Source organism: Synechococcus sp. JA-3-3Ab, from assembly GCF_000013205.1.
In the GTDB taxonomy this organism is placed as follows: Bacteria; Cyanobacteriota; Cyanobacteriia; order Thermostichales; family Thermostichaceae; genus Thermostichus.
The window spans coordinates 1648433-1673264 of the sequence record NC_007775.1 but is presented as its reverse complement, the minus strand read 5'-3'; the positions used below and the strand labels follow the sequence as shown (position 1 = coordinate 1673264).

At 60.8% G+C, this 24832-nt stretch carries 21 protein-coding genes; 8 read left to right on the top strand and 13 right to left on the bottom strand.

The genetic code is table 11. The features are described from left to right. Positions 1-26: 26 nt before the first annotated feature. The 12 genes from CYA_RS07885 to CYA_RS07825 form a co-directional block, all read right to left on the bottom strand. Complete coding sequence (locus CYA_RS07885; protein ID WP_011430503.1) at positions 27-248, bottom strand: hypothetical protein; 222 nt, start codon at positions 246-248, stop codon at positions 27-29. A gap of 2 nt (positions 249-250) precedes the next feature. After that, positions 251-577, bottom strand: a complete 327-nt coding sequence (locus CYA_RS07880; RefSeq protein ID WP_228375221.1) for a hypothetical protein — start codon at positions 575-577, stop codon at positions 251-253. 80 nt (positions 578-657) lie between these two features. Continuing rightward, on the bottom strand, positions 658-1680 hold the full coding sequence (locus CYA_RS07875) for a CobW family GTP-binding protein (RefSeq protein ID WP_041438383.1): 1023 nt from the start codon (positions 1678-1680) through the stop codon (positions 658-660). A gap of 102 nt (positions 1681-1782) precedes the next feature. Further along, positions 1783-2562: a hypothetical protein gene (locus CYA_RS07870; protein WP_071813555.1), complete on the bottom strand. Its 780-nt coding sequence runs from the start codon at positions 2560-2562 to the stop codon at positions 1783-1785. 71 nt (positions 2563-2633) lie between these two features. Next, complete coding sequence (purE, locus tag CYA_RS07865) at positions 2634-3164, bottom strand: 5-(carboxyamino)imidazole ribonucleotide mutase (RefSeq protein WP_011430499.1); 531 nt, start codon at positions 3162-3164, stop codon at positions 2634-2636. Then, positions 3134-4234: an L-threonylcarbamoyladenylate synthase gene (locus CYA_RS07860; RefSeq protein WP_011430498.1), complete on the bottom strand. Its 1101-nt coding sequence runs from the start codon at positions 4232-4234 to the stop codon at positions 3134-3136. Before CYA_RS07860 ends, purE begins: the two co-directional genes overlap by 31 nt. Further along, the gene (locus CYA_RS07855; protein WP_049749756.1) at positions 4203-5222 is read right to left on the bottom strand and encodes a YihY/virulence factor BrkB family protein; all 1020 of its coding nucleotides are present in this window, start codon (positions 5220-5222) and stop codon (positions 4203-4205) included. Before CYA_RS07855 ends, CYA_RS07860 begins: the two co-directional genes overlap by 32 nt. An 88-nt stretch (positions 5223-5310) precedes the next feature. Then, positions 5311-6645, bottom strand: a complete 1335-nt coding sequence (locus CYA_RS07850; RefSeq protein WP_011430496.1) for a dihydroorotase — start codon at positions 6643-6645, stop codon at positions 5311-5313. A gap of 11 nt (positions 6646-6656) precedes the next feature. Then, on the bottom strand, positions 6657-8021 hold the full coding sequence (locus CYA_RS07845) for a histidine phosphatase family protein (RefSeq protein WP_011430495.1): 1365 nt from the start codon (positions 8019-8021) through the stop codon (positions 6657-6659). A 361-nt stretch (positions 8022-8382) separates the two neighbouring features. Next, a protein-coding gene (locus CYA_RS14440) for an IS630-like element ISSoc15 family transposase (protein WP_099834873.1) occupies positions 8383-9329 on the bottom strand; the annotation gives its coding sequence in 2 pieces (ribosomal slippage) (positions 8383-8993 and positions 8993-9329; 948 coding nt in all). Positions 9330-9367: 38 nt separating this feature from the next. Next, on the bottom strand, positions 9368-10285 hold the full coding sequence (locus CYA_RS07830; RefSeq protein WP_011430494.1) for a DUF726 domain-containing protein: 918 nt from the start codon (positions 10283-10285) through the stop codon (positions 9368-9370). A gap of 34 nt (positions 10286-10319) precedes the next feature. Continuing rightward, positions 10320-12098 (bottom strand): diflavin flavoprotein, encoded by a 1779-nt coding sequence (locus CYA_RS07825; protein WP_011430493.1) that lies wholly within the window; start codon positions 12096-12098, stop codon positions 10320-10322. Positions 12099-12222: 124 nt separating this feature from the next. On the opposite strand from CYA_RS07825, the gene CYA_RS07820 reads away from it, so the two are divergent. The 3 genes from CYA_RS07820 (at position 12223) to CYA_RS07810 (ending at position 20816) form a co-directional block, all read left to right on the top strand. Next, positions 12223-14979, top strand: coding sequence for a cation-translocating P-type ATPase (locus CYA_RS07820; protein ID WP_011430492.1), 2757 nt, complete (start codon positions 12223-12225; stop codon positions 14977-14979). 241 nt (positions 14980-15220) lie between these two features. Then, on the top strand, positions 15221-19600 hold the full coding sequence (locus CYA_RS13790) for a PAS domain-containing hybrid sensor histidine kinase/response regulator (RefSeq protein WP_011430491.1): 4380 nt from the start codon (positions 15221-15223) through the stop codon (positions 19598-19600). After that, positions 19587-20816 carry a hybrid sensor histidine kinase/response regulator gene (locus CYA_RS07810; protein ID WP_011430490.1) on the top strand — a complete coding sequence of 410 codons (1230 nt, stop codon included), beginning with the start codon at positions 19587-19589 and terminating at the stop codon, positions 20814-20816. The genes CYA_RS13790 and CYA_RS07810 overlap by 14 nt, the downstream gene beginning before the upstream one ends. On the opposite strand, the gene CYA_RS07805 is transcribed toward CYA_RS07810, so the two are convergent. Continuing rightward, positions 20817-21173 (bottom strand): HesB/IscA family protein, encoded by a 357-nt coding sequence (locus CYA_RS07805; protein ID WP_011430489.1) that lies wholly within the window; start codon positions 21171-21173, stop codon positions 20817-20819. It lies immediately after the preceding gene. A gap of 140 nt (positions 21174-21313) precedes the next feature. Between CYA_RS07805 and rnz the strand changes: the two genes are divergently transcribed. The 5 genes from rnz (at position 21314) to dusB (ending at position 24805) form a co-directional block, all read left to right on the top strand. Then, positions 21314-22270: a ribonuclease Z gene (rnz, locus tag CYA_RS07800; RefSeq protein ID WP_041439069.1), complete on the top strand. Its 957-nt coding sequence runs from the start codon at positions 21314-21316 to the stop codon at positions 22268-22270. A gap of 47 nt (positions 22271-22317) precedes the next feature. Next, a complete protein-coding gene (locus CYA_RS07795) occupies positions 22318-23172 on the top strand; it encodes an RDD family protein (RefSeq protein WP_228375219.1) in 855 nt (284 codons plus the stop codon). Positions 23173-23261: 89 nt separating this feature from the next. Continuing rightward, a complete protein-coding gene (gene rpmG / locus CYA_RS07790) occupies positions 23262-23456 on the top strand; it encodes a 50S ribosomal protein L33 (RefSeq protein WP_011430486.1) in 195 nt (64 codons plus the stop codon). A gap of 29 nt (positions 23457-23485) precedes the next feature. Beyond that, the gene (rpsR, locus tag CYA_RS07785) at positions 23486-23701 is read left to right on the top strand and encodes a 30S ribosomal protein S18 (RefSeq protein WP_011430485.1); all 216 of its coding nucleotides are present in this window, start codon (positions 23486-23488) and stop codon (positions 23699-23701) included. A gap of 27 nt (positions 23702-23728) precedes the next feature. After that, positions 23729-24805 carry a tRNA dihydrouridine synthase DusB gene (gene dusB / locus CYA_RS07780; protein WP_041438379.1) on the top strand — a complete coding sequence of 359 codons (1077 nt, stop codon included), beginning with the start codon at positions 23729-23731 and terminating at the stop codon, positions 24803-24805. The last annotated feature ends 27 nt before the right edge of the window (positions 24806-24832 follow it).

Here is a 24832-nt window from a genome sequence, read left to right as displayed (position 1 = left end):
CTGGCCTCAAGGCCGGACTGGAGCGATTACCTATGGCCTGCTTCCGGCAGGGAATAGGAAGGGCTTGAGCTGAAAGGCTGAGCGGCTTGCACTTCCATACGGGCCAGGGTTGTGGCCGCGTCGGCCAGTTGTAGGGCTAGGTTGGCACGGCTAATCGGATCCCGGGCATTCCAGAGATCTTGTCCCAGACAAAACACTCGATAGCGAAAAGCTTTGATGGAGTGCGATGGGATCACTTTGACGGTCATGGTTACAACCTTTTTTCCACAGCAATCTGAGCGTTCAGCAGAACCCGCTCCGGCTCGAGGTAAACAAATGTTACCAAAACAACTTCGTTGGCACCCCTAATCGCAACCGGGCAGGTGGCTTTTTGCGGTTCCACCCGTTCATGCCGTACCCCCACAGTGTATTCTCCAATCGGCAGGTCATCAAAGCCGGCGTCGGCGTAGATTAACTCGATGGTTTCTTCGGCAATCAGTTGCCCCTCCCGCTCCAGAAAGGCGACAAAAGGGATCCCGTCGATGGAAGTGAGGGCGTTGTTGGCCTGGTTGCGGATCATCACAAAGATGTCGGACATAGCTGGGATGCCCTCTCTCAAGGCTCCCCTCGCGAGGCTGCCGGAACAGGGCCCGACGATTCTAAGCCGCCACCCAGTTCTTAGCCCTGGACGGGCGCCGGGACAAGACAGGCTTCCAACTTTTGCCGCAGCTTGGCCGTATCGAGGTGCTGGCCGATGAGCACCAACTGGTTTTTGGGCTGGCGAGGCCAGGCGTCGCTGCTGAGGGTGTAGCGCCGACCGCTGAGGTGGAAGATATGTCGCTCTGGGCTTTCCTCAAACCACAGGATCCCTTTGGCCCGAAAGACTGCATCGGGCAACTCGTTGAGAAAGTTCTGGAAAGCGTCTAGAGAGAAGGGGCGATCGCTCTCAAAGGCCAGGGAGTTAAAACCATCGACCTCGATGTGGCTGCGGTGCGAGTGGCCGTGATCATGGCCGTGTTCGTGGTCATGCTCATGGTCATGCTCAGCGTCGGGAGCCTCCTCCTGGGGCAGAGAGCTGGACTGAAACAGGTCTGTATCCAGGATCAGCTCTAGGGGCACTGCGCTGTTGACCGTGCGCAAAATGCGGGCATCTTCCTTGATCTCGCGAATGCGTTTTTCCAGGCGCTCGATCTCCGCCGGCTCAACCAGGTCGGTTTTGTTGAGGAGAATGACATCCCCATAGGCAATTTGGCTGTAGGCCACGTCACTGTTGAACAGATCAGGAGCGAAGTTGCTGGCATCCACCAGGGTGATGATCGAATCCAGCCGTGTCAGATCCCGCAGTTCTGGCCCCAAAAAGGTGAGGGCAACCGGCAAGGGATCCGCCAGTCCTGTGGTCTCCACCACCAGGTAGTCGATTTTGTCGGAGCGCTCCATCAGGCGCAGCACACTCTCGACAATGTCGTCGCGGATGGTGCAGCAGATGCAGCCGTTGTTGAGCTCTACGAGGTCTTCTTCGCTGGAGACAATCAGCTCGCCGTCGATGCCAATCTCCCCAAATTCGTTGACCAGCACCGCTGTGCGCATCCCTTTCTGGTTGCGGAGGATGTGGTTGAGCAGAGTGGTTTTCCCGCTCCCCAGAAAGCCAGTGATGATGGTGACAGGCAAGCCTCGCTTGGGCACTTCAATGGTGGTGGTCATGGAGGAACCGCAATCTGCTAAAGAGGACCCTTCCACTTTATCCTCATTGTAATGACGCTCTTTGAAGACTCGCTGACCCAGCGGAGATGTTGAGGCAGCCATCTAGACGCTGTGGTTCCGACCTGAAGAGGGATCCCCGCTGCTTTCGGGGCGTTTGAGGTCGGCCAAATCGTTGAGGCGACGCAGGATCCCCCACCCCTGCAGAGCTTCCAGCAGGGCTTCCCGGACGACAGCCACGGTTTCTTGGTCAAGGGCGAGGCGGAGGTAGTCCACCGCTAGCCGCGTCTGCTCGGCATCCAGGTATGGCATCAAGCTCTGCAGCCGACGCACGCCCAGCAGCCGTCGGTAGGAGTCGGGGGAAGCGATGTCGCTGAGATCTCGCTCCAGTTGGGAACGCTGCCGCTCTTGGCGGCGGCTAAGCCACTCCCAAAACAGCAGCGCCAACAAGGCAAAGGTGGCTAGCCCCTGCAAAATGGCGCCCGTGGCCAGCCAGCGCTGGCTGGATTCTGCCCAGATGGAAACCACGATGTAGGTGCCCAGAGCGGCGCCTGCCCCCCCGACAACAGCAAGCAGCAGGGAGCGATCGGCTTGGCGAAACCAGGCTTGCAACTCCTGCCAGCGGCGGCTGAACTCAGGGCTGCGCGCAGCATACAGCCCCAGCATTGCCCCACTGCCCACAGCTAGAGAAAGAGCTAGCCGCCAGTGCCAAAAAGCCAGCCCCGCCAAGGCCAAGCCCGACAGGGCCAAAACCCGCCATTGCGGCCCCGAGAGTAGCCACAGGGCCACCTGGGATCCCCTCTCCACTGCCCCTTTCTGAACTCGCTGCAGATATTCCCGCCAGGATCCCTGTCCGGAAGAGGGGCGACCCGATCCATCCTTCACCGCTGGCAACTCCCCCAACTTCGTCCCATCTGATCCCTGTCAAGACAGGCCAACGCTCTCTCACTCAATAATTATGCTCTGCCGGCGGAGCTGAGATAGGCTTTCCACCCCTGAGTTTGCAACTGGGCGTTTTTCTCTTGCACCGCTTGCTTGAGGCTTTCCCGGTAGGCCAGCACCCGTTGTTGCAGGGCGGGATCGCCGCTGGCCAAGATCTGCACGGCCAAGAGTCCAGCGTTGTAGCCATTGCCGATGGCTACAGTAGCCACCGGGATCCCCTTGGGCATTTGCACGATCGAATATAGGGAGTCCAGCCCCTGCAGAGATTGGCTGAACACCGGCACCCCGATGACCGGCAGAGGGGTAAGGGAGGCTACCATCCCCGGCAGATGGGCCGCCCCGCCGGCGCCGGCGATAATGACGCGGATCCCTTGGATATGGGCGCGGCGGGCAAAGTCCACCATCGCCTCCGGGGTGCGGTGGGCGCTGAGGATCTGCAGTTGGTAGGGGATCCCAAACTCCTCACACACCTGGGCAGCGGGTGCCAGGGTGGGCAGATCGGAATCGCTGCCCATTAGGATGGCGACGAGAGGGGAGACTTCCATGAGCGGCTGGCCCGTCGTAGCCGATCCATGATCGCATAACCTAGGCCAGTGACAACTGGTGGCGGTTCAGCCAACAGCAAGGTGGCCGCTCCCTCATCCAGGCGGCGCAGGCTAGCAAAGAAGGCGTGGGCCGCCGAGTTGGGATCCGGGCCCAGACATTCTAGGGTAAAGGTGACCTCAGGACAGTGGCGGGAGAGGCTTTCTGCCAGCGCTTCTGGTTTGGCGGCGAAACTGAGAATGCCTAGGTGCGAGTGGCCAGTGGCCAAGCGCCGCAACTGTTGCCAATCCTCAGGCTGAAGCTGGGCAAAGGCAGTGGGCAAAAGCCAGATGGGCTTACCGGGAGCGTAGTGGCTGCTCAGTTGGCCGGGAGCCTCTGGACTCTCCTTGCCGTCTGGGGCAGGGGGAGAGCTTAGGGGCAAATTGAGGTGGGATTCCAAAACTTCCCGCGGGATCCCGCCAGGGCGCAACAGGGTGGGCGTGCCGTCGGGGCTGAGCTTGAGCACTGTCGATTCCAGGCCCACGCTGCACTCTCCCCCGTCCAAAATGTAAGGGATCCGCCCCGCCAACTCGGCATAGACGGCCTGGGCCGAGGTAGGGCTGAGGCGGCCAAAGCGGTTGGCGCTGGGGGCAGCCAAAGGCACCTGAACTGCCCGCAGCAAAGCCTGGGCCACGGGGTGGGCGGGCATCCGCAGCGCCACCGTGGGCAAGCCACTGGTGACGAGATCCGGCACCCGGGATCCCTTGGGCAGCACCAGCGTCAGCGGCCCCGGCCAAAAGGTGTCGACAAGGGATCCCAGGCGAGCGCGAGCGGCGGGAGTAAAAGCCTCCAGATCCACCAGCCAGCCCTGCAGTGTCTCTAGATCCAGCCCAGCCGGCAGATGCAGGATCAGGGGATTGAAACGGGGGCGCTCCTTGGCGGCAAAGATCTCTGCCACCGCCTGTTCGTTGAGGCCGTGGCCCGCCAGGCCGTACACCGTCTCTGTAGGTATGGCCACCAACTGGCCCCGCCGCAGCGCTTCAGCCGCCAAGGCAATGTGCTCAGGGGTGGGGGGGAGGATCTGCGTTTGCATGAGGGGTGGGGGAGCAGTCCCGAATCCATTGTCGGGCCTGGTAGAGGGCAATGTTAATCTGATCCCCAAACAGCAGCGCCAAGGAAGTGAGCCAAACCCACAGCAATAAGACAATAACTGCCCCCACGGCTCCGTAGACTTGGTTGAGCTGGCCGAAGTGCTCCACATAAACCCGCAGCCCCCACGACACCCCAACCCAAAGCAGGCTGGCCACAATCGCTCCTGGCCAAATCGGCATTTGGGGCCGGCGCAAGCTGGGGCCGAATCGGTACAGCACCCAACAGGAGACGACGATCATCCCCAACGAGATAGGCCAGGTGAGCGCTTCCCACAACTTCAGCGCCAGCTCCCGCCAGGGATCCAACTGATCCGGCCCGGCAACCCCCTCCGCTAGGGATTTCGCTTGGGCGGACAAGAAGCGGAAAAAGCTGGCACTGAACAAGAAGATCAAGCTGGCCAAACCGGTTAACCCCAGGGTAGCTAGCATCCAAACCATCGAGATCAGCTTGCGTCTCCAAAAGGGGCGGCGCATCTCCTGGGGGATCTCGTGGCTGAGATCCAAAGCCGTCATCACTGCTCCCAAGGCCCCAGAGGCAGCCCACAGGGTTCCTAAGAAGCTGAGGGAGAGCAAGCCTCGGTTTTCCCCAAAGCGGAGCTCTCGCGCATACCGTTCCAGAAGCACCAGGGCTTCTTGGGGGGCAATCTGCCCCAATTGCTCCATCAGGCGCTGAAAAGCTTGCTCAGAGGAGCCGACAAACAGCCCAATCCCGGTCAAGAGGGTGAGGATAAAGGGAAATAGGGCCAACATCGAGCTGTAGGCCATCTCGGAGGCTAGGCCAAACAGCCGGTAGCGCATCGCGTTTTCCCAGGCCAGCCGTAGTGTACGCCAGGCCAGCTCCCCTTGGCGACTCCACTCTCCCCATGCCCAGCGGATCCCTTGCAACTGCCGGAAGCTCGGCAGCGTCCCCAGCCGCTTCCCTAGCTTCATGGGCCCCTACCCCCTTGAGCCTAGCTCCCAGGATAATTCAAGGCCCTGCGCCTCTTGGCACAGAGAAGGGGTTTTGCCGGTCTCAGGTTCAGGGCTGGCTTCCTTCTTCAACATGGGTGTGCAACACCTTGCCGCGCAGGGTCCTGCCCAGCCAGGGAGTGGCCAGGGATCGCGAGCAAAGGGTGGCTGCCGAGACCGTCCAGGTATGGCCCGGATCGAACAGCACCCAGTCACTTCCGGGAGCTAGGCTGGGCGGCTCCAACCCCAGGCAGCGGGCCGGGTAGAGGCTGAGGGCCGACCAGAGCTGGAGCGCCGTCAGGGATCCCGTCTCTACCAGGTTCTGCCACAGCAGGGGCAGCGCCAGCTCCAGGCCTATGGCCCCAGGAGGGGCTTCGGCAAAGGGCAGGGTTTTCTCCTCGTAGGTGTAGGGGGCGTGGTCGGTGGCAATACCCAGGCTGCCGCTGCGGATGCCGGCGATGAGGGCCTCGCGGTCGCTGCTGCGGGGGAGAGGAGGCAAGAGGCGCAGGTGGGGATCGTAGCCGTGCTCCAAGACGGCTTCCTCCGCCAAGAGCAGGTGCATCCAGGTGGTGCTGGCGCTAACCGGCAGCCCCTCTGCTTGGGCCTGCTGGACAAGCTCCAGGCTGCGGGCTTGGCTGAGGCGCATCACATGCACCGGCGCCGGCGAAGGAACGCTGCGCACTACTTCCAGGAGACGGGCCAAGGCCGCGGTTTCGGCACTGGTTGGGATCCCCTTCAGCCCCAAGCGCAGCGCCCACACCCCCTCGTAGAGGCTGCCCGAGCCAGCCAGGCTGGGATCCCAGGCCCACACCAGCAGCGGCTTATTCCAAGGCCGCAAATACTCCAGCGCCCGCCGCAGTAGGGCCAACGACCGCAGCGGCTCTGATCCTTCAGTCCGGGCCACAAAGCCAATGGCGCCGGCGCGGGCCAGCTCTCCCCAGAGGCTGGGAGCTTTTTCCCGGTCACCCAAGCTCAAAGCAGCCCAGGGCAGCCAGCGGGAATCCCCCGCTCGGCGGCGGTAGCGGCCCACCTGCTCCGGCTCGTCCAGCACCGGGAAAGTTGCCGTTCCGGGCAGGGGGGCAGGGAGAAGACCCACTTGGGTAAACCCCCCTGCCAGAGCTGCTGCCCCCAGAGAGGCGAGGGTTTCGCGGCAGGGGGAGAGCTCTTGATCAGCGATCTCGCCACTGTGGGCGTACAGATCGATCAAGCCCGGCCCCAGCACCCAGCCAGCAGCCTCCAGGCGGGGGATGTCGGCAGGGATCCCCGCCGGCTCGGTGGCCCGGAGGCGGCCCTGCTGCAGCCACACGTCGGTCACCTCATCCCGCTGTTGCCAGGGATCCAACAGGCGCACCCCACGGAGGCAGAGATTGAGCAGGCTCAGGTCGGCAGGGAGGGTGGATCCCATCTTCCACCTCCCTAAAGCGCACCCGCTGTGGTGCAGTCGAAAATCTGGCCGGACAGGTGAGTGGTGAGGTTCAACACCTTGAGAACAGGGGTGCCGTCCTTTCCTTCCGGGTAGTCGATAACGGTAATGCCGCCATTGCCCTGCTTGAAGATCCAAAAGGCGTGGGGGGAAAGGCCGAACAACTGGCAGATGATCGCCTTGTTGATGGCGTCGTGGGCCACCACCACGGCCGTGCCTTCGGGAAATTGGGCGGCGGTGATGGCCAAAATCTCTTCCCAGGCCGAGCGCGTGCGATCCCACACTTGGTACAGATTTTCCCCGTTGGGCATTTGCACCGCGGCCGGATCCCGCTGCCAGCGCTCCAGCTCGCCGGGGTATTCGGCTTCCACCTCGCTCTGGAGCTTGCCCTCCCAGTCGCCGTGGCAGATCTCCTGCAGCTCCGGCATCGGGCGTAGGATCAGGTTGGGGTGGTTGCTGCAGATGGCGTCCGCCGTAGCCCAGGGGCGCTTCAGCGGGCTGGAAAAAGCCAGGTTCAGCGGCTGGTCGGCCAGAAACTCCGCCACCCTAGCTGCCTGCTCCTCGCCAGTGGCGTTGAGAGGAATATCGCGCTGCCCCTGAAAGCGCTGCTCCCGGTTCCATTGCGTCTCGCCGTGCCGCACCAGCAGGATACGCATCCCCTGCTTGCGTTTGGGCAGAGGCTGGCCCAGATGGGCAGTGATATTCAAAGATTCCAGTTGCGGCAGCGCCCCCAGGCCCTGGGGAAAGTTGAGAACGCTGATGGCGCAGTTATCTTGCCCAAGACGGTGGTAGTGAACCGGCCCCAAGCCAATGGCGGTGCTGACCAGGGCGCGGTTAATGCCGCTGTGTCCGACAACGAGAACGGTGAGGGGATGCCTTGGATCGGTTCTCCGATCAGAGGAGGCGGGGGGCACTGACTTCACTTGCTCGGCCAGCAGTTGCCAAAACTCCTGCGCCTGCTGCCAGAGATCCCGCACCGGAAAGCGCCCCTCCAGCTCCAGCTCGTCGGGACGGTGCCGCCATAGGTGGTAATCTTCTGGGTATTTCTCCTTCACCTCGGCAAAGGTCAAGCCCTCCCAAGCTGTCAGGTCGATCTCCCGCAGGTACTCGCTGATAAACAAAGGGATCCCCGCTCGCTCCTTGAGAATGATACGGGCGGTGTCGAGGGCACGGGAGAGAGGGCTGCAGTAGGCATAATCCAAGGGGATCCCGGCCAGAACCTCAGCTACCCGCTGTGCCTGCGCTTCTCCACCGGGGGTGAGGCGAGAGAGATCGGAGCGGCCTTGGATGCGATTTTCGACGTTGAAGGTGCTCTCACCGTGGCGCACGAGCAGGATGCGCAGGGCAGGCTGAGCCATTGTTTGCACGGACTTACTCAAGAACACCTTCTAGAGTATCGCCTAGAGTATCGCTGTTGGGCTGGGCTTGCCCTGCCAGTGGGGTTCTTTCTAGGGGTTGGGTCCCGGATTCTGGCCTCAACAGATCGGGCAGTCAAGTTTTCAATTGGGATGAGCCGCCCAAGCCACTGAGAAAACTCTGCCAGCTCTTCAGGAGCGGGAAGACGCGAACAAAGAGCAAGCCAGCTAGCCCCCCTATATCCCCCCTTGCGGCTGGGGCAGGAACCCTCTGGCTTGGCATAGGCTAGTTCAGGCGGCCACTGCGGCTTTTCCAGTCCAGCTTCTGATCCAGAAGAAACTCCAGATACAGCCTGTTAAGGACTCAAGGGGTACAATAGCAGCACTTAGCAAACCAACTTCGGAAGGAGGATGGATTGATCAGTAGTAAAGAAGTCTTCACTATCTGCTCCATGCTATATTTCCCAATTCTGCAAAGCTGCCGAATAAAATGCTTCAATACCGACCACATCATCTCAATGGGATTCAACTCCGGCGCATACACAGGCAGGTATAGGATTCGTGCTCCTGTCTCCCTAATCAATTCCTCAACTTCCCGACTCTTGTGGATATTTAAATTGTCCATAATCACAACCTTCCTCGTATCTAGCTTCGGACATAGCTCGCTTCTCAAAAACTCCAAAAAGTCTCCTTTCTTCATCCCACCCTTGATGACACGACAGCCAACTACACCTCTCAAGGAAATAGCTCCAATAACCGTATACTTTTCACCCTTGTATCTCTGACGGTAATGATAAGCCCGTTGACCACGTAAACTCCGAGATACTCCCCGCTCCATTCCCTCCCAGACCCCTGTCTGGTCGAGGGCAATCAAATCCTCCGCTGGAATATTCTTGACTTCTTGACTATAAGCTAGTCGTTCCCTTTGCACCTCCTCTTCTTTGACTTTTGCACTGCGGTAGGTCTTTTTTTTAGAGTCATTCCTTGCTTTTTCAAGAAATTATGTATCGTGACGATGCTTACATTGATTCCTAAGCGCTCGCGCAACAGTTCTTGATACTGCCACAGGTAGAAGTCTGGGTGTTCTGTAATAATTGCCATCACTTCCTGCCGATGTTGTTCCAAAATGCCCACTCGCTTGGTGCCTGCTTTCTTAGGAGCTAAATCTTGAGTTTGTTGGTACTGACGCACCCAGCGGTGTACTGTTCTTTTGGTAACCATGAAGCGTTTAGCTACCTGGCGGATGGAGGTGTTACCTGCCTGATAGGCTGCTACAACTCTTTGCCGCAAATCCAAAGAATGAGTCGGCATTCCTTTCTCTCCTTCCTCTTGAATACCTGTACCCTATTTTAAATTAAAAGGCTGTAAGGGAGATAGGCTTCATAGCTGCGCTCCCCAGAGCCGATTAAGTGAGTGGCATTGAGGTTCTCAATTCTGGGGTGGAACTCTTTGATCGGCTTGATCCCACAGGGGCTGCGGTTGAGGGAAGGTACTTTGAAGACGTAGGCCAGAACCAAATCGTCTTCATTGTAGATATTGACTAACTTTCCAGTGATATTTTCTACGTGTAAACTCCAGTTCTTATCGGCTTGTCTTCTAACGGCACCGCTGAGCAAGATAACATCTTTAAGACGTCGATCGGCAGTCTGTGGCCAACCGCGCATGATGTAGTAGGCTACCCTCGCTCCCAAAGAAAACCCCATCAAGGTAATTTGCTTTTCTGGCAGAGCAGAGAGCAGGGGGTAGGCGTAGTCCAGTCCCACTTGCTTGGCCTTGGCTTTGTGAGCTTCCCAATGGGCAAGTAGTCCTACCCCTAGCTTCAGGGCAGATAAAGTCAAGTTTACAGGACTGGAAGCGTCCCACCAGAGGTAGTACAGGGATCCCCGCCATCCGGCACGTCGGAGCGTTTCCCACAACAGTCTGTTTTTCCAAGGTTGGGTTTCACCTTCGCTGAGAAAACCGTTGATGAAAACCAGGGCTTCGTCCCAGCCCCGGGAGGGCTCAATAGGGATCAGATAAGGCTCATGGTGGACAACTTCTTCAACAAGAGTTTCTGTAACCTTCTGGCCAACTTGGAAAGTGGCTTTGCCGGTTTCAGCAAGAATTTCTGCGGCTTTTTGGGTGGTCTCGATACCCGTACCAATGACAGTTTGCGCAACGGCCCCGCTAACCTGGCCGACAAACTTGCCTGTATCGAAGACTACGTCTACAACTTTTTCGCCAATCTGGGCAGGAGCTTTGAAGACCGCCTCAAAAATGTCTTGCATGGTCAATGACACCCCCTGAGAGCTGAGACCAGTATTACCCGCGCCGCATGGCGGTAACCCCCGTGGGATCCAGCACTTTGCCGCGCTCTACCTCGGCATGGATGAGGTAGCGATCGCCACACTCCATCCAACTTTTGACACGGCACTCCAGGTAAGCCAGGGCATCCAAAAGGATCGGGCAGCCATTTTCGGCAGTGGCCGTGGCCAGGCCGGCAAAGCGGTCTTCGCCAGGGCGTTGAGGCCGTTGAAAGTGTCGCTGCAGGCTGCTGCTTTTGCCCTCCCGCAGGATGTTGAGCACAAAGGCCGCTTGCGGATGGGTGAGCAGTTCTGCCTCGCTTTCCCTGCTCACGGAGAGGGTGAGGCCGGGGGGATTGAAGCTGGCCTGGGCCACTGACCAGGTGAGAAAGCCGCGCGGGATCCCATCCTGCAAGGCGGTCACCACACAGAGGGATCCCACCACTCGGCTGAGGGCCTGCGCCAGCCGATCCGCCTGAGTTTCAACACCGCCTTGGCGGGGGGCACGAGCTCGCTTGGCCTTGCGCAGGGCTTGGGCAAATTGGGATCCCGCCTCTTGGCAAGCTTCCAAGATCTCGGCGGTGGGCTTAAACTTGGCGCGGATCGTCTCAAACCCCAAGGTAAAGCCGGCATTGAGCAACTTGCTCTCGATGAGATCCACGGCCTCGCCGCTCCAGCCATAGGAGCCGAAGACCCCGGCCAGCTTGCTGGTGGGAACGGAAGAGAGAATCAGGCCCAGGGCTGTTTGGATCTGGACCGGGGGATGGCCGGCCAGGGTTGGCGAGCCGATGATGAACCCCTGGCAGCGCTCCAAGGCCTGGGCGATCTCTTCAGGGGTGGCCCACTCGCAGTTAATCCGCTCCACCGTAACTCCCGCCCGCTCCAAGCCTTGGGCAATGGCTACCGCCATCAAGCCGGTGTTGCCGTAGGCGGAGGTGTACAGGAGGGCCACCCGCTGCTCCAAGGGATCCTCTTCGCACCAGAGCTGGTAGTCCAAGCGCAGCCGCCGCAGGCTGTGGCGCACGAGGGGCCCGTGGGCAGGAGCGTAGATCTGGGCGGGGAATTCCTCCAGCTTGGCCAGGGCTGCCTTGACCTGGGGCGCTTGGTTGCGGTGGAGACAGTCGAAGTAGTAGCGGCGATCCTCGCTCAGTTGCCGCCAATGTTCATCGAATACCTGCTCGTCGCAGACATGGGCGCCAAAGAGCTTGTCGGTAAAGAGGATCCCGGTGGCCGGATCGTAGGTGCAGAGGGCATCGGGGTGGCGGGGCGTGGGCACCGTGCGCAAGTGCAGCTCATGGCCCTCTCCCAGATCCAGGCGATCCCCATCTCGGATGACCCGCAGGCGAAAGGACTGATTGCTGCCGTAGGGAATGCCAAAATCGGCGGCCTCCTCTTCGTCGCGGCCAGGAGGGGGGGACTCCCTGCCTTCAAAAGCTGCCCGCAGGGTAAGGGATCCTGGCTTAGAGCAGAGCACCACTGCGTAGGGGGCCAGCGGCAGAAGCGCCTTGAGGGTGGCGATGCGGTTGAAGTTGACGTGGCTGAGCAGGATAAAGTCCAGCCGCTGCAGGTATTGGTGCTGGGCCAGCTCCTCCAGAAAGATGTCCGTAAACGACTCCCCCGGCGGATCGATGAGCAGGGTTTGGCGGGCCTGGATGAGGTAGCTGTTGGCCGTGGTGCCCCGCTGCCGGGCATATTCCAGCTCAAACTTGAGGCGATCCCAGGTGCGGGAGCGCAAAACCAGAGTGGACGGGCCAATGACGGCCACTTGAACATCGCGAGTGGGAGTTTTGCTCGCCATAGCAGTCTCCAGGGGGCCTCTGTCCCCACCTTGCCACGAAACTAGGGAAATGGGGACCCCTTTTCCTCTATGGAAAGCTTCGAGAGCTAACGTAGAATTTGTCCATTCCCTGGGAGTGTTTGCGATGGCCCAAGCTTCTGGATCCGCCGGTGCTTCTGCTACGGCCTGGCATAGCCTCCCTCTTCCTGCTGTTATCCAGAAGTTGCAGACCGATCCCGATGCTGGCCTGACTACCCAGCAGGTGATCCAGAGGCAGCGGGAATACGGCCCCAACGAGCTAATCTCCTCTCCTGGACGCAGCGCCTGGCAGCTTTTCCTCGACCAATTCCGCAACGTCATGCTGCTGATGCTGATCGCCGTGGCGGCGATCTCAGCGACTCTGGACTTGCAGGAAGGCGAGTTCCCCAAAGATGCTCTGGCCATTCTGTTGATCGTCGGCCTCAACGGTCTGCTGGGCTACTTACAAGAAAGCCGGGCGGAAAAAGCGCTGGCGGCCCTAAAAAAGCTGGCCTCCCCCAGCGTGCGGGTGCAGCGGGACGGCCTGTGGCAGGAGATCCCCGCCAACCAATTGGTGCCAGGGGATCGCGTGCTCCTGGAAGCCGGGGTGCAGATCCCGGCCGATGGGCGCTTGGCGGAAGCGGTCAACCTTCAGGTGCGGGAGGCGGCCCTGACAGGGGAGGCGGTACCGGTTAGCAAGCAGGCTGACTGTGTCCTCCCCGAAGACACGGAGCTGGGGGAACGGCGCAACATGGCCTTCATGGGCACCGAGGTGTTGCAGGGGCGCGGGATCCTCTTGGTTACCGCCACCGGTATGAACACGGAGCTGGGCAAGGTGGCCGCCCTGCTGCAAACGGTGGAAAACGAGCCCACCCCCCTGCAGCGGCGCATGAGCCAGCTGGGCAACGTGCTGGTGTCGGGATCCCTGGCCTTGGTGGCGCTGGTGGTGATCGTGGGGCTGCTGCAGGCCGGCAGCATGGCGCCTTTCACCTCGCTGCTGGAAATCTCTCTCAGTATGGCCGTAGCCGTGGTGCCGGAGGGGCTGCCGGCCGTGATCACCGTCACCCTGGCCATCGGCACCCAACGCATGGTGCGCCGCAACGCCCTCATCCGCCGCCTGCCGGCTGTAGAGACCCTGGGATCCGTCACCACCATCTGCTCCGACAAAACCGGCACCCTCACCGAGAACAAGATGGTGGTTACCGACATCCTCACGCCGGAGCGCCACTACCAGGTCAGCGGCAGCGGCTACATCCCCAAGGGATCCTTCTACTGCCGCGGCCAGCCCATTGATCCCCAGAGCGCCCCGGATTTGCAGGCCCTTCTCAGGGCGGTGGTCTTCTGCAACGATGCCCTGTTGCAGGCCAGTCTTCCAGCCCAACGGGGCGCTGCCCCCACCTGGTCGATCCTAGGGGATCCCACCGAGGCCGCCCTGCTGGTGGCTGCTGCCAAGGCCAACCTGCAGAAAGCTTCCCTTCAAGAGCAGCACCCGCGCGCGCAGGAGATCCCCTTTAGCTCGGAACGCAAGCGCATGAGCGTGGTGGTGCAGGAGGAGGGCAGCTACCGCGTCTACGTCAAGGGATCCCCGGAGCTGGTGCTGGAGCAGTGCGCCCAGATCCAAAAAGGCGGAACCTGGCAGGAGCTGTCAGAAGCCGAGCGCCAAGCCATTCTGGCTGCCAACAACCGCCTGGCGGCCCAGGGCATCCGGGTTTTGGGGGTGGCCACCCAGCAGTTGCAGCGGATCCCGGAGAACCTGGAGGAGATCGAGCGCAACCTGGTGTGGCTGGGGCTGGTGGGCATGTACGATCCGCCGCGGCCCGAAGCGCGGGAAGCAGTAGCCCGCTGCCGCCAGGCCGGCATCCGCACCCTGATGATTACCGGCGATCACCAATTGACCGCTGTGGCCATTGCCCGCGAGCTGGGCATTCTCGACTCGGAGGGCCAAGCCATTGACGGGCGCACCCTCTCTCGGCTCAGCTTTGAGGAGCTGCTGCAGACGGTGCAAAGGGTCAACGTCTATGCCCGTGTTGCCCCCGAACACAAGCTGCGCATCGTCCAAGCTCTGCAAAAACAAAACCAGTTTGTAGCCATGACCGGGGATGGGGTCAACGACGCCCCTGCCCTGCGCCAGGCAGATATTGGCATTGCCATGGGCATCACCGGCACCGACGTCAGCAAAGAGGCCAGCGACATGGTGCTGCTGGACGACAACTTCGCCACCATCGTGGCGGCCATTGAAGAAGGGCGGGTGGTCTACAGCAACATCCGCCGTTTCGTGAAATACATCCTGGGCAGCAACATCGGCGAGGTGTTGACGGTGGCTGCTGCCCCTATCTTGGGCCTAGAGGACGTGCCACTGACGCCCCTGCAGATCCTGTGGATGAACCTGGTAACCGACGGCCTGCCCGCCCTGGCCTTGGCGATGGAGCCAGCAGAACCAGGGGTGATGCAGCGCCCCCCCTTCAACCCCAAAGAGAGCATCTTTGCCCAAGGGCTCGGTGCCTACATGGTGCGCATCGGTGTGGTCTTTGCCATCTCCACGATCCTGATGATGGCCATCGTGGAAGCCTATATCCCCCACTGGCGCACGATGGTCTTCACCACCCTGTGCATTGCCCAGATGGGCCATGCCCTGGCAGCCCGCTCCAACGACAAGCTGACCCTCGAGATGAACCCCTTTTCCAACCCCTACCTGCTGGGGGCCGTGTTGGCCACTTTGCTGTTGCAGTTGGCCCTGCTCTATGTGCCCTTCCTGCGCAACTTTTTCGGGACAGAAGAGTTGACCCTTCCAGAACTGCTCATTTGCCTGGGCTTTAGCACGGTGGTGATGGTCTGGGTGGATCTGGAAAAACTCTACCGCCGCTGGCGCCAGGGATCCCGCTGAATCTTCACAATTATTTTTCACAATAAAGCATCTTCACAATAAAGAGTCTCTCTCCCTGCTGCATCCAGAAACAAAGCTTTGAGCCAAGACTCATTTCCCCAAAAAGCCACTCTTGAGGAATCCTGCCCATTGCATAGAGGCCATTTCCGCAAGTTAGCTGAGCTTCCTCTTTTGACCTCCAAGATAAGCTGGAAAGACTTGCTGGGATACTGTGGAAAGGGGGTAGGAATCTCTGGGTTCTATGCACAGAGAGCTATGGGCGGTAGGGAAAACGGTGGGCCTGGTGGATCCCCCTGGCCTTGCCTTTTGGCTGCTGGGATCCCTCTTCTTGGCTCTCCTGCTGCTTGGCGTCAGCCTGGGGGAAAGTCAGCTGCTTTCTGTCTTCAGAGGGATCCTGGGATCCCTTTCTCGAAGATTTCCCTTCCAACCTCCTAGAGGCACCCCCAGCCCAGAGGCTCGTTTTCGGGCAGCCTTGGAAGCCAGCTTGGATGCTATTTACCTGCTGGAGGCGGTGCGGGATCCCGTTACCCGCGAGATCCTCGACTTTGTCTTTGTGGATGTCAACGCCAAGGGGGAAGAGCTCATTTCTCTCCAGCGCCGGCAGATCATCGGCCAGCGGCTGTGCGAGCTGCTGCCCATCAACCGCTGGGGGGGCTTTTTTGAGAAATACAAGCGAGTGGTGGAAACCGGCATTCCTCTGGAAGAGGAGTTCCCCATTTCGGGGCAGCCGGGCTTGAAGGCCAGCTGGATCCATCACCAAGTGGTGCCGGTGGGAGACGGGATCCTCATCACCAGCCGCGACATCAGCGAGCAGGTCCAGATCAAGCAAGCCCTGGAGGCAAGCGAGTTGCGCTACCGGGCCCTCTATGAGGCGATCCCGGATTTGATTTTCGAGATTGACCCTGAGGGGCTGATTCTCAACTGCAAGCCTTCTCCCTACGTCCCCACCCAGCATCCGCCCGAGTTTTGTGTGGGTCGCCGCGCCCAAGACGTGTTTCCCAGCTCTTTCGGAGAGCAGTATCAGCTTTTAGCAGGGCGGGCCCTGTCCACTCAAACGCCACAGTATCTGGAGTACGAAATGGTGCTCCCCGCCGCTGCCGCAAACGAGTCTGAGCCGGCAATCCGCCGCTATCAGAAGGCTTGCGTCGTTGCCTATGGCAGAGATAGAGTCTACGTTTTGGTGCGGGATATCACCAAGCGGAAAGAGGCGGAGTTGGCCCTTAGAGAAATGGAAGCCACCCAGCGGGCCATTCTCCAAGCCATCCCCGACCTCATCCTTCGCCTGAATAGCCAGGGCATCTGCCTGAGCTCTATTCCCGGAGGCGATGTCCATCTTTGCTGCCCAGCAGAGCGCCACTTAGGTCGATCCCTCCAGGAGATTCTGCCGCCAGCGCTGGCCGAGCAGCGGCTTTTCTATGTTCAGCAAGCCCTGGCCACCCAAACCCAACAGCGCTACGAGTACAGCATTGAAGTTCAAGGGGAGGTACGCCACGAAGAAGCCCGCATTGTGCCTCTGAACAGCCAGGAAGTCCTGGTGATCGTGCGGGATATTACAGAAGCCAAGCAGGCAGAGCTGGCCTTGAAAGCCGCTGAACAGCTGCAGCGAGCCATTCTAGAAGCCATTCCCGACTTGATCTTCCGCCTTGATAGCCAGGGCATTTGCTTGAGCTTTATCTCGGGGGGCGAGGTTCTTCTCTATGGCTCACCCGACACCTACGTGGGCCGATCCCTGCAGGAGCTTTTGCCACCGGAGTTGGCCGAGCGGCGGCTTTTCTTTGTTCAGCAGGCTATAGCTACCCAGACGCGGCAGCGCTACGACCAAAGCATCGAGATTGAAGGGGAGACCCGCCACGAAGAGGTGCGCATTGTGCCCCTCAACCCCCAAGAGGTGGTGGTGATCGTCCGCGATGTAACCGACAGGGTGCGATCCCAGCAGGCCGTCCAGGAAAGCGAGCAGAAGTTCCGGGCTCTGTTTGAGAATGCCGCTGTGGCCATCCTCATCCGTCATGCCGAGACCGGCGAGATCCTGGAGGCCAACTCCCAAGCCATTGCCGCCTACGGGTTTTCCAGCCTGGAGGAGCTGCGGGCCTTCGACGCTTGCGAGCAGTCTCCCTATCGCCGGGCTTTGCAGGGGAGGGAGTTTGCCTTGCAGCCCTACTTGGAGCAGGCCCGCCAGCAGGGATCCGCCCGCTTTGAGTGGCAATGGCAGCGGCAGGATGGCCGAGTTGTCTGGGAAGACGTGTTTGTGCAGCCCCTTGTCTTGCGCGGGATCCCGTGTTGGGTGTTTACCGCGGTGGACATCACTGCCCGCAAGTCGGCAGAAGCGGAGCTGGAGCAGTTTTTCTCGGTGGCTCTGGATTTGCTTTGCATTGCCGATGCCCAAGGGTACTTTCGCCGTCTCAACCGCGCCTGGGAGACCACCCTGGGCTATTCCCTGCAGGAGCTCCAGAGCCGACCCTTTTTGGAGTGGGTTCACCCGGAAGATGTCCCCGCCACACAGGCCGCCATGCAGCAGCTTGTCGAAGAGAAACGGCTGGATCACTTCGTCAACCGCTACCGCACCCAGGACGGCAGCTATCGTTTCATCGAGTGGCGAGCCTCTTTGGCCGGATCCCTGGTCTACGCCGCCGGGCGGGACATCACCCTGGCCAAGCAGGCCCAAGAGCAGATGAAGGCGGCTATGGAAGCTGCCGAGGCGGCCAACCGCGCCAAGAGCGAGTTCCTGGCCACCATCAGCCACGAGATCCGCACGCCCATCAACGCCATCATGGGCATGGCCGGCCTGTTGCTGGATACCTCTCTCGATGCCCAGCAGCGGGATTGGGTGCAGACCATCCGCTACGGCAGCGAGGTGCTGCTCAGCCTCATCAACGACATCTTGGATTTTTCCAAGATCGAGTCCCAGAAGCTGGAGCTGGAGGAAACGCCCTTCTCCTTGCCCCAGCTCATGGAGGAGCTCTTGGATCTCATGGCCGCCCAGGCCCAGAGCAAAGATCTGGAGCTGGTGGCCTGGGTGGATCCGGCCCTGCCGGCCACCCTGGTCGGGGATCCCAACCGCCTGCGCCAGATCCTGGCCAACCTCCTCAGCAACGCCATCAAGTTCACCCCCCAAGGGGAGGTGGTGGTGACCGTCGAGGCCCAAGAGCAAGATCCCCAGGCCCAGGTGCAGTGGGTGAGCTTCCAGGTGCAGGACACCGGCATCGGCATCCCGCCGGAAAAGCAGGATCGCCTCTTCAAGCCCTTCAGCCAGGTGGACAGCTCCATCAGCCGCCAGTACGGCGGCACCGGCCTGGGGCTGGCCATCAGCCAGCGCCTCTGTCAACTCATGGGCGGAACGATCTGGGTGCAAAGCCAGCCGGGTCAGGGATCCACCTTTGGCTTCCGCATCCCCCTGAAGCTTCCGGATGCGGCCCTCTGGGCAACCCCCACCCCCGACCCAGCTCTGGCCGGCCAGCGGGTTTTGCTGGTGGAAGACAACGCCAGCCAACGGCAACTTCTTGCGCGCCTACTGCAGTCCTGGGGGATGCAGGTAACAGCCTGCAGCACGGTGGCGGAAGCCCAAGCCATAGCCAAGGCCCAGACTTTTGAGCTGGCCCTGGTGGATACCAGCCTGCCCGACGGCGATGGACTGGCCCTGGCCAGGGCTCTGCAACAGGAGCAGCCCCCCCTGCGGCTTGTGCTGCTGGTGGATCGCAGAGCCGCTTTGGCAAGCGCTGGCTCTCTTCCTGCCTTAGGTAAGCCGGTCAGGGCTTCTCAACTGCGGGCTCTGCTGGGCCAGGAAAAAGTGCCTGCGGCTGCTTCCCACTTGAAACCCCAGCTCCCTCTGGCCAGCCGCTGCCCGTTGCGCATCCTGGTAGCCGAAGACAACCCCGTCAACCAAAAGGTCATCCGCCTGATGCTGGAGCGGCTGGGCTATCAGCCGGACATCGTGGCCAACGGCCTGGAAGCCCTGCAGGCGCTGCAACTGCGCGCCTACGACCTGGTCTTGATGGATCTGCACATGCCGGAGCTGGACGGCCTGGCCGCCACCCGCCGCATCCGCAGCGAACTTCCCCCAGAGCGCCAGCCGCGCATCCTCGCCCTCACCGCCGATGCCTTCCTGGAAAGCCGCGCTGCTGCCGAAGCCGCCGGCGTCGATGGCTACCTGACCAAGCCCCTGCAGCCGGCTGTGCTGGAGCGGGCCCTCCAGGAAGCTGCTCTCGATTTTGTCGGGGATCCAAAGCCAGAGCCGGCCCTGGATGCCGCTGCCCTGGCCAGCCTGCAGAGCATGCTGGGATCCCCGGAAGACTGGCAGGAGATGATCCAAACCTACCGGCAAGACAGCCAGGCCCTGCTGGGATCCCTGCGCCAGGCCCTGGAGAGCCGGGATGTCCAAACCGTGGCCCAACTGGCCCACCGCCTCAAGGGCAGCAGCAGAACCTTGGGGGCCAAGCTCTTAGCTCAACGCTGCCAGGCGCTGGAAAAGCTCGTTCGCAAGCCATCGGCCAACTCTGTAAACTGGGATACCATAGAGCAGGCCTTCCAGCGGTTGGAAGCCGAGTACCAGCGGGTTATCCTCGAATTATCGGCTAGCGCGCCAGGACCGCTTCTTTCTTCTCCAGGGGCCCATGCAGAGGCTTGAGAGCAACCTTTCGGCTGGATCCGTTCCTCAGACCGGAACGAGCTCTGCTGCGGCAGAGAAGCGGCCTCTCCTCCTCATTGCCGACGATGATCCCAGCCAGCGGCTTTTGACTCGCTACGCCCTGGAGCGGGAGGGCTACCAACTCGTGGAAGCGGACAGCGGCTTGGCGTGTCTAGAAGCTGCAAGCCGCTATCAGCCGGACATGGTGCTCCTCGATGCGGTGATGCCGGATCTGGATGGGTTTGAGTGCTGCCGCCGCCTCCACGCCCAAAACCCGGACTTGCCGATTTTAATCGTCACGGCTTTGGAAGACGAAACCTTTGTCAACGAGGCCTTTGCAGCCGGCGCCAGCGACTACATCCCCAAGCCCATCCACTGGTCGGTTTTGAAGCGGCGGCTGCGCCACTTGCTGCAAGCCAACCAGGCCCAGCGCCGTCTGCAGCAGCTTAACCAGGAACTGGAAGCCAAGGTACAGGAGCGCACCGCCCAACTGGCCTGCCAGGTGGCAGATCTGGAGCAGCTCAACCGCCTCAAAGACCACTTTTTGGCCACCGTCTCCCACGAGCTGTGCACCCCCCTGACCAAGATCAAGCTGGCCCTGGAACTCCTGCGCCGCACCCCCCTCAACGAGAAGCAGCGGCAATACCATGACATTGCCCTGCAGGAGTGCGAGGCCGAAATCCAGCTCATCAACCGCCTATTGGATCTGCAGGGCCTGGAAGGGAAAGACCTGGGCTCTGCCGTTGCAGCTATTGACCTGCCCCACCTCTGGCACAGCTTGATCGAGTCGGTGCAGCAATGCACCCAGGCCCGCTCCCTCACGCTGCAGGTGGGGGATCTGCCCCCCTCCCCCTGGCGGTTTTACAGCCATCCGCAGCTCCTGACCCAGATCCTCAAAGAGCTGCTGGACAACGCCTGCAAGTTCACCCAGCCAGGTGGCACGATTCGTCTAGAGGTTCAGCCAATCCCTGAAGGGGTTGAGTTCAGGATCGGCAACACCGCTCAGATCCCGCCCGACCAGTTGCCCCGCCTGTTCGAGCGCTTTTATCGGGTGCCCACTGCGGATCCCTGGGCCCAGCCGGGCAGCGGCCTGGGGCTGGCCTTGGTGAAGCAATGGGTGGAGCGCCTCCAGGGTCACATTCGAGTAACCAGCGAGGCGGGGTGGACATGTTTCCTGCTGCGCCTGCCCAGCCTAAAGCCCTCTGGCAGGACGTGATCAGTGGCCGACGGCAGCGGCGGTTTCGGCAGTGGCAAAGGAAGTGCCGCAGCCGCAGCTAGCCACCGCATTGGGGTTCTTGAAGCGGAAGCCGCCCCCCAACAGATCCTCGGAGAAATCGACAGTCAGCCCTTGAATAAAGGTCATGCTCAAGGGATCCACCGCCACCCGAATCTCGCCAAAGTCAAAGGTATGGTCGTCAGGGTTGGCCTGGGGCTCGAAGTTCATGGTGTAGGAGAGGCCGGAGCAGCCGCTGGGCTTTACCCCCAGGCGCAAGATGGGTTGGGATCCCTCTTTCTCATACTTGCTGCGCAGCCGCTTTAGCTCTTGGATGGCGCTCTCGGTCAAGGTGATCATGGCGGGAAAGCTGACACTTACTTTTATCCTAACAGGGGTTTTGGGCCGCCTTTTCCCCTCGCGCGGCAGGAACAGTTGATAAGCTAGGGATCCCGTTTCCTCAAGCCTAACGTTCTGCCCTTGTGACGGATCCCAACGCCATTCGTGTTACCTTTCTGGGCACCAGCTCCGGCATGCCCACCCGCCAGCGCAATGTCTCGGGCGTGGCGGTGCAGTTTCCGCAGCGGTCAGAATGGTGGCTGTTTGACTGTGGCGAGGGCACCCAACACCAACTGCTGCGGCTAGACGAGCTGCGCCCCAGCCAGTTGCGCCGCATTTTCATCACCCACATGCACGGGGATCACATCTACGGCCTGCCAGGGCTGTTGGCCTCCTGCGGCCTGGGCAGCACCCCCCAACACATCGACATCTATGGCCCCCCCGGCCTGGAAGAGTACCTGAAGACGGTGCTGCGCTACAGCGAGAGCCGAATTCCCTATTCCTTCCGGGTTCACACCGTCGAAACAGGGCTCATTCTTCAGGATCCCGAGTACTGGGTCTTCTGCGCCCCCCTGGATCACCGGGTGCCTGCCTTCGGCTACCGCGTGGTGGAGCAAGACCGGCCCGGCACCTTCGACGTGGCCAAAGCCCAGGCAGACGGGATCCCGCCCGGCCCTCTCTACGGGCAGCTCAAGGCCGGCCAATCCATCCTCTGGCAAGGCCGCTGGTTCCACGGGCGAGATTACGTAGGGGCTCCGATCCCAGGGCGCAAGTTCTCCTACTGCACCGACACCATCTTCTGCCGCAACGCCGTCGATCTCTCTCGCGCCGCCGATCTGGTCATCCACGAGGCCACCTACGCCGAAGCGGATCGGGAGCTAGCCGAGCGCGCCAAGCACTCCACCGCCGCCATGGCCGCGCGGGTGGCCGCCGAAGCCAAGGCCCAGACCCTCATCCTCACCCACTTCAGCCCCCGCTACACCTCAGAGGGCCCTATCACTTTGGAAGACCTGCTGGCCGAAGCCCGGGCCATTTTTCCCAACACCATCCTGGCCCGGGATCGGATGACCTACGAGATCCCGCGCCGCAGCCCCGCTCCCCTGCCGGTGGGAGTCTAGACCTGCCTTGCTAGCTAGAATGATAGGACCGACAGCCTCAACCTGCGATGACGGATCCCAGACCCTATCCCGAACGGCCCAAAACCGAGCAACTGGAGCAAAACGCCAGCGAGTGGCAGGCCTTCAGCGCCTTGCCCCCCGCCACCTCTCTGCCTCCTGTGCAAGCCGAGCGACCGGCTTCTCAAGCAGCCAGCGTCCCCCAGGCTGAGGAAACCCTGCCCAAACTGGCCCCCTGGGGCAAACGGATCGGAGCCTTTGCCCTGGATTTTGGGCTGGGGCTGGGGGTCTCCTACCTGGCGCAGGGCCTGGCTTCCCTGGTGGGAGCCGATGCGGGCGCCGTGGATATGACCGGCTACATCGCCTTTTTTGCCACCTGGTTGGTGAACCGCGGCTACTTCCAATCCCGCCCCGCCGGCCAAAGCCTCGGCAAATGGCTGCTGAACCTCAAAACCCTGGATCCCGAAACCGAGGCCTCACCCCATCTGGTGCGCTCCCTGGCCCGCGAAGGGGTGCTCTCGCTGTTTATCCTCACGGAAGCCCTGCTGGTGCCTTTGGCTGCCGATGGCCTGTTCGCCCTTTTCGATAAAGAAAAACGCCAGAGCATCCACGACCGCGCCGGACGCACCCTGGTGGTGGAATCGGAGCGAGGCTACCACCTGGATGAAAAAGCCCTGCGGCTGCTGCAGGAAATTCTGGAGGGAGAAGCCGCCGAAGACGTCAAGTCCGCTGCTCGCGACCTGTTGCGCAAAGCTCAGCGCAACGAAACTGTGCGCGATCTTTCCAGACAGATGCAGCGCCTGAGCAGGGACGTGGATCGGAACACCCGCGCCCTCCGCCAACAAACCGGCAGGCAAGTCAAAAACTGGGTTGATTCCGTCAAAGAAAAGTTGGATAATTGGTGATCGCGCTTGCGAGGTAGCCCATCTCCAACCTCGTTGGCTGGGGTTTTGGGGATCTCGAGCCGACTTTCACCTCCATCTTGGGATCCACTATGGCCAAAGCAAAGGGTGCCCGCATCATCATTACCCTGGAATGTACGGAGTGCCGCACCAACGTCAACAAACGTTCTCCGGGGGTAAACCGCTACACCACCACCAAAAATCGCCGTAACACCACGGCCCGCTTGGAGCTGAAGAAATTCTGCCCCAAGTGCAACCGCCACACCGTCCATAAAGAGATCAAATAGTTCAAGACGCTTTACCGTTCTCCTGACCTATGGTTTACGCTCGTCGCCGCCTGTCTCCCATCAAACCGGGAGAGCCGATCAAATACACCGATGTTGAGCTGCTCAAGAAATTTGTAACCGAGCGCGGCAAGATCCTGCCCCGCCGCATCACGGGGCTGACTGCCAAGCAGCAGCGGCAAGTCTCCAAAGCCATCAAACAAGCGCGCATCCTAGGCCTTCTCTACTTTGTCAACAAAGAAGGGTAAGTTGCTGTCTGCTTTCTCCGGATCCCGATGAGCCTGCAGCTTTCGCCGCAATTGCAAGCTCGAATGGCCCAGCCCCTTGAGATTGGGGGGGTAAAGGTTTTTAGTCGTGTCTTTCAGGCACCCCTGTCAGGCGTAACCGACAAAGTGTTTCGGGGGTTGGTACGCCGCTTTGGCCCGCAAAGCCTGGTCTACACCGAGATGGTGAACGCCACCGGGTTGCACTATGCCCGCGAGCTGCCCCGCATTATGGAAGTGGGTGAAGGAGAACAGCCCATCGGCATCCAGTTGTTCGACTGCCGGCCCCACTTTTTGGCCGAAGCGGCTCGCATGGCCGTGGATGAGGGGGCGACCTTGGTGGATATCAACATGGGCTGCCCAGTAAACAAGATTACCAGAAACGGCGGCGGCTCTGCCCTGCTGCGGGAGCCGGACACGGCAGCCCGGATTGTGGAAGCGGTGGCCAAGGCTGTACCTGTACCTGTTACAGTGAAAACTCGCCTGGGCTGGTCAGATCAGGAGATCAACATTCTGGATTTTGCCCATCGGCTGCAGGAGGCTGGAGCGCAACTGCTTACTTTGCATGGCCGCACACGCGCCCAGGGCTTTAGCGGCAAGGCTCGCTGGGATTGGATCCGCCGGGTCAAAGAGCACTTACGCATTCCGGTGATCGCCAACGGCGATATTTTCTCGACTGATGCAGCGGTAAAGTGTCTGGAGGAGACCGGAGCCGACGGGGTGATGTGCTCCCGCGGCACGATGGGCTACCCCTTCCTGGTGGGGCAAATCGATCACTTCCTGAAAACCGGCCAAGAAAGGCCGGCTCCTACCCCCCTGGATCGGATTCAAATGGCTTTAGAACACTTGCGGGGCCTCTGGGAGTATAAGGGAGAACGTGGCATCCGTCAGGCCCGCAAGCACATGACCTGGTACATCAAGGATTTTGCCGGCGCCTCTCAGTTTCGCGCCCTTCTCTGTCGCATCGAAACCTTGCAAGAAGGGGAAGCCCTTCTGCTTCAGGCCATGGAGCGCTGCCAAGAGGCACCGCTGCAACCGGAAGAAGTAACTGAAGACTCAAACGAAGAGCAATTTGAAGAGACTACCTGAAATTGAGTGGGGGATCCTTTTACCCTG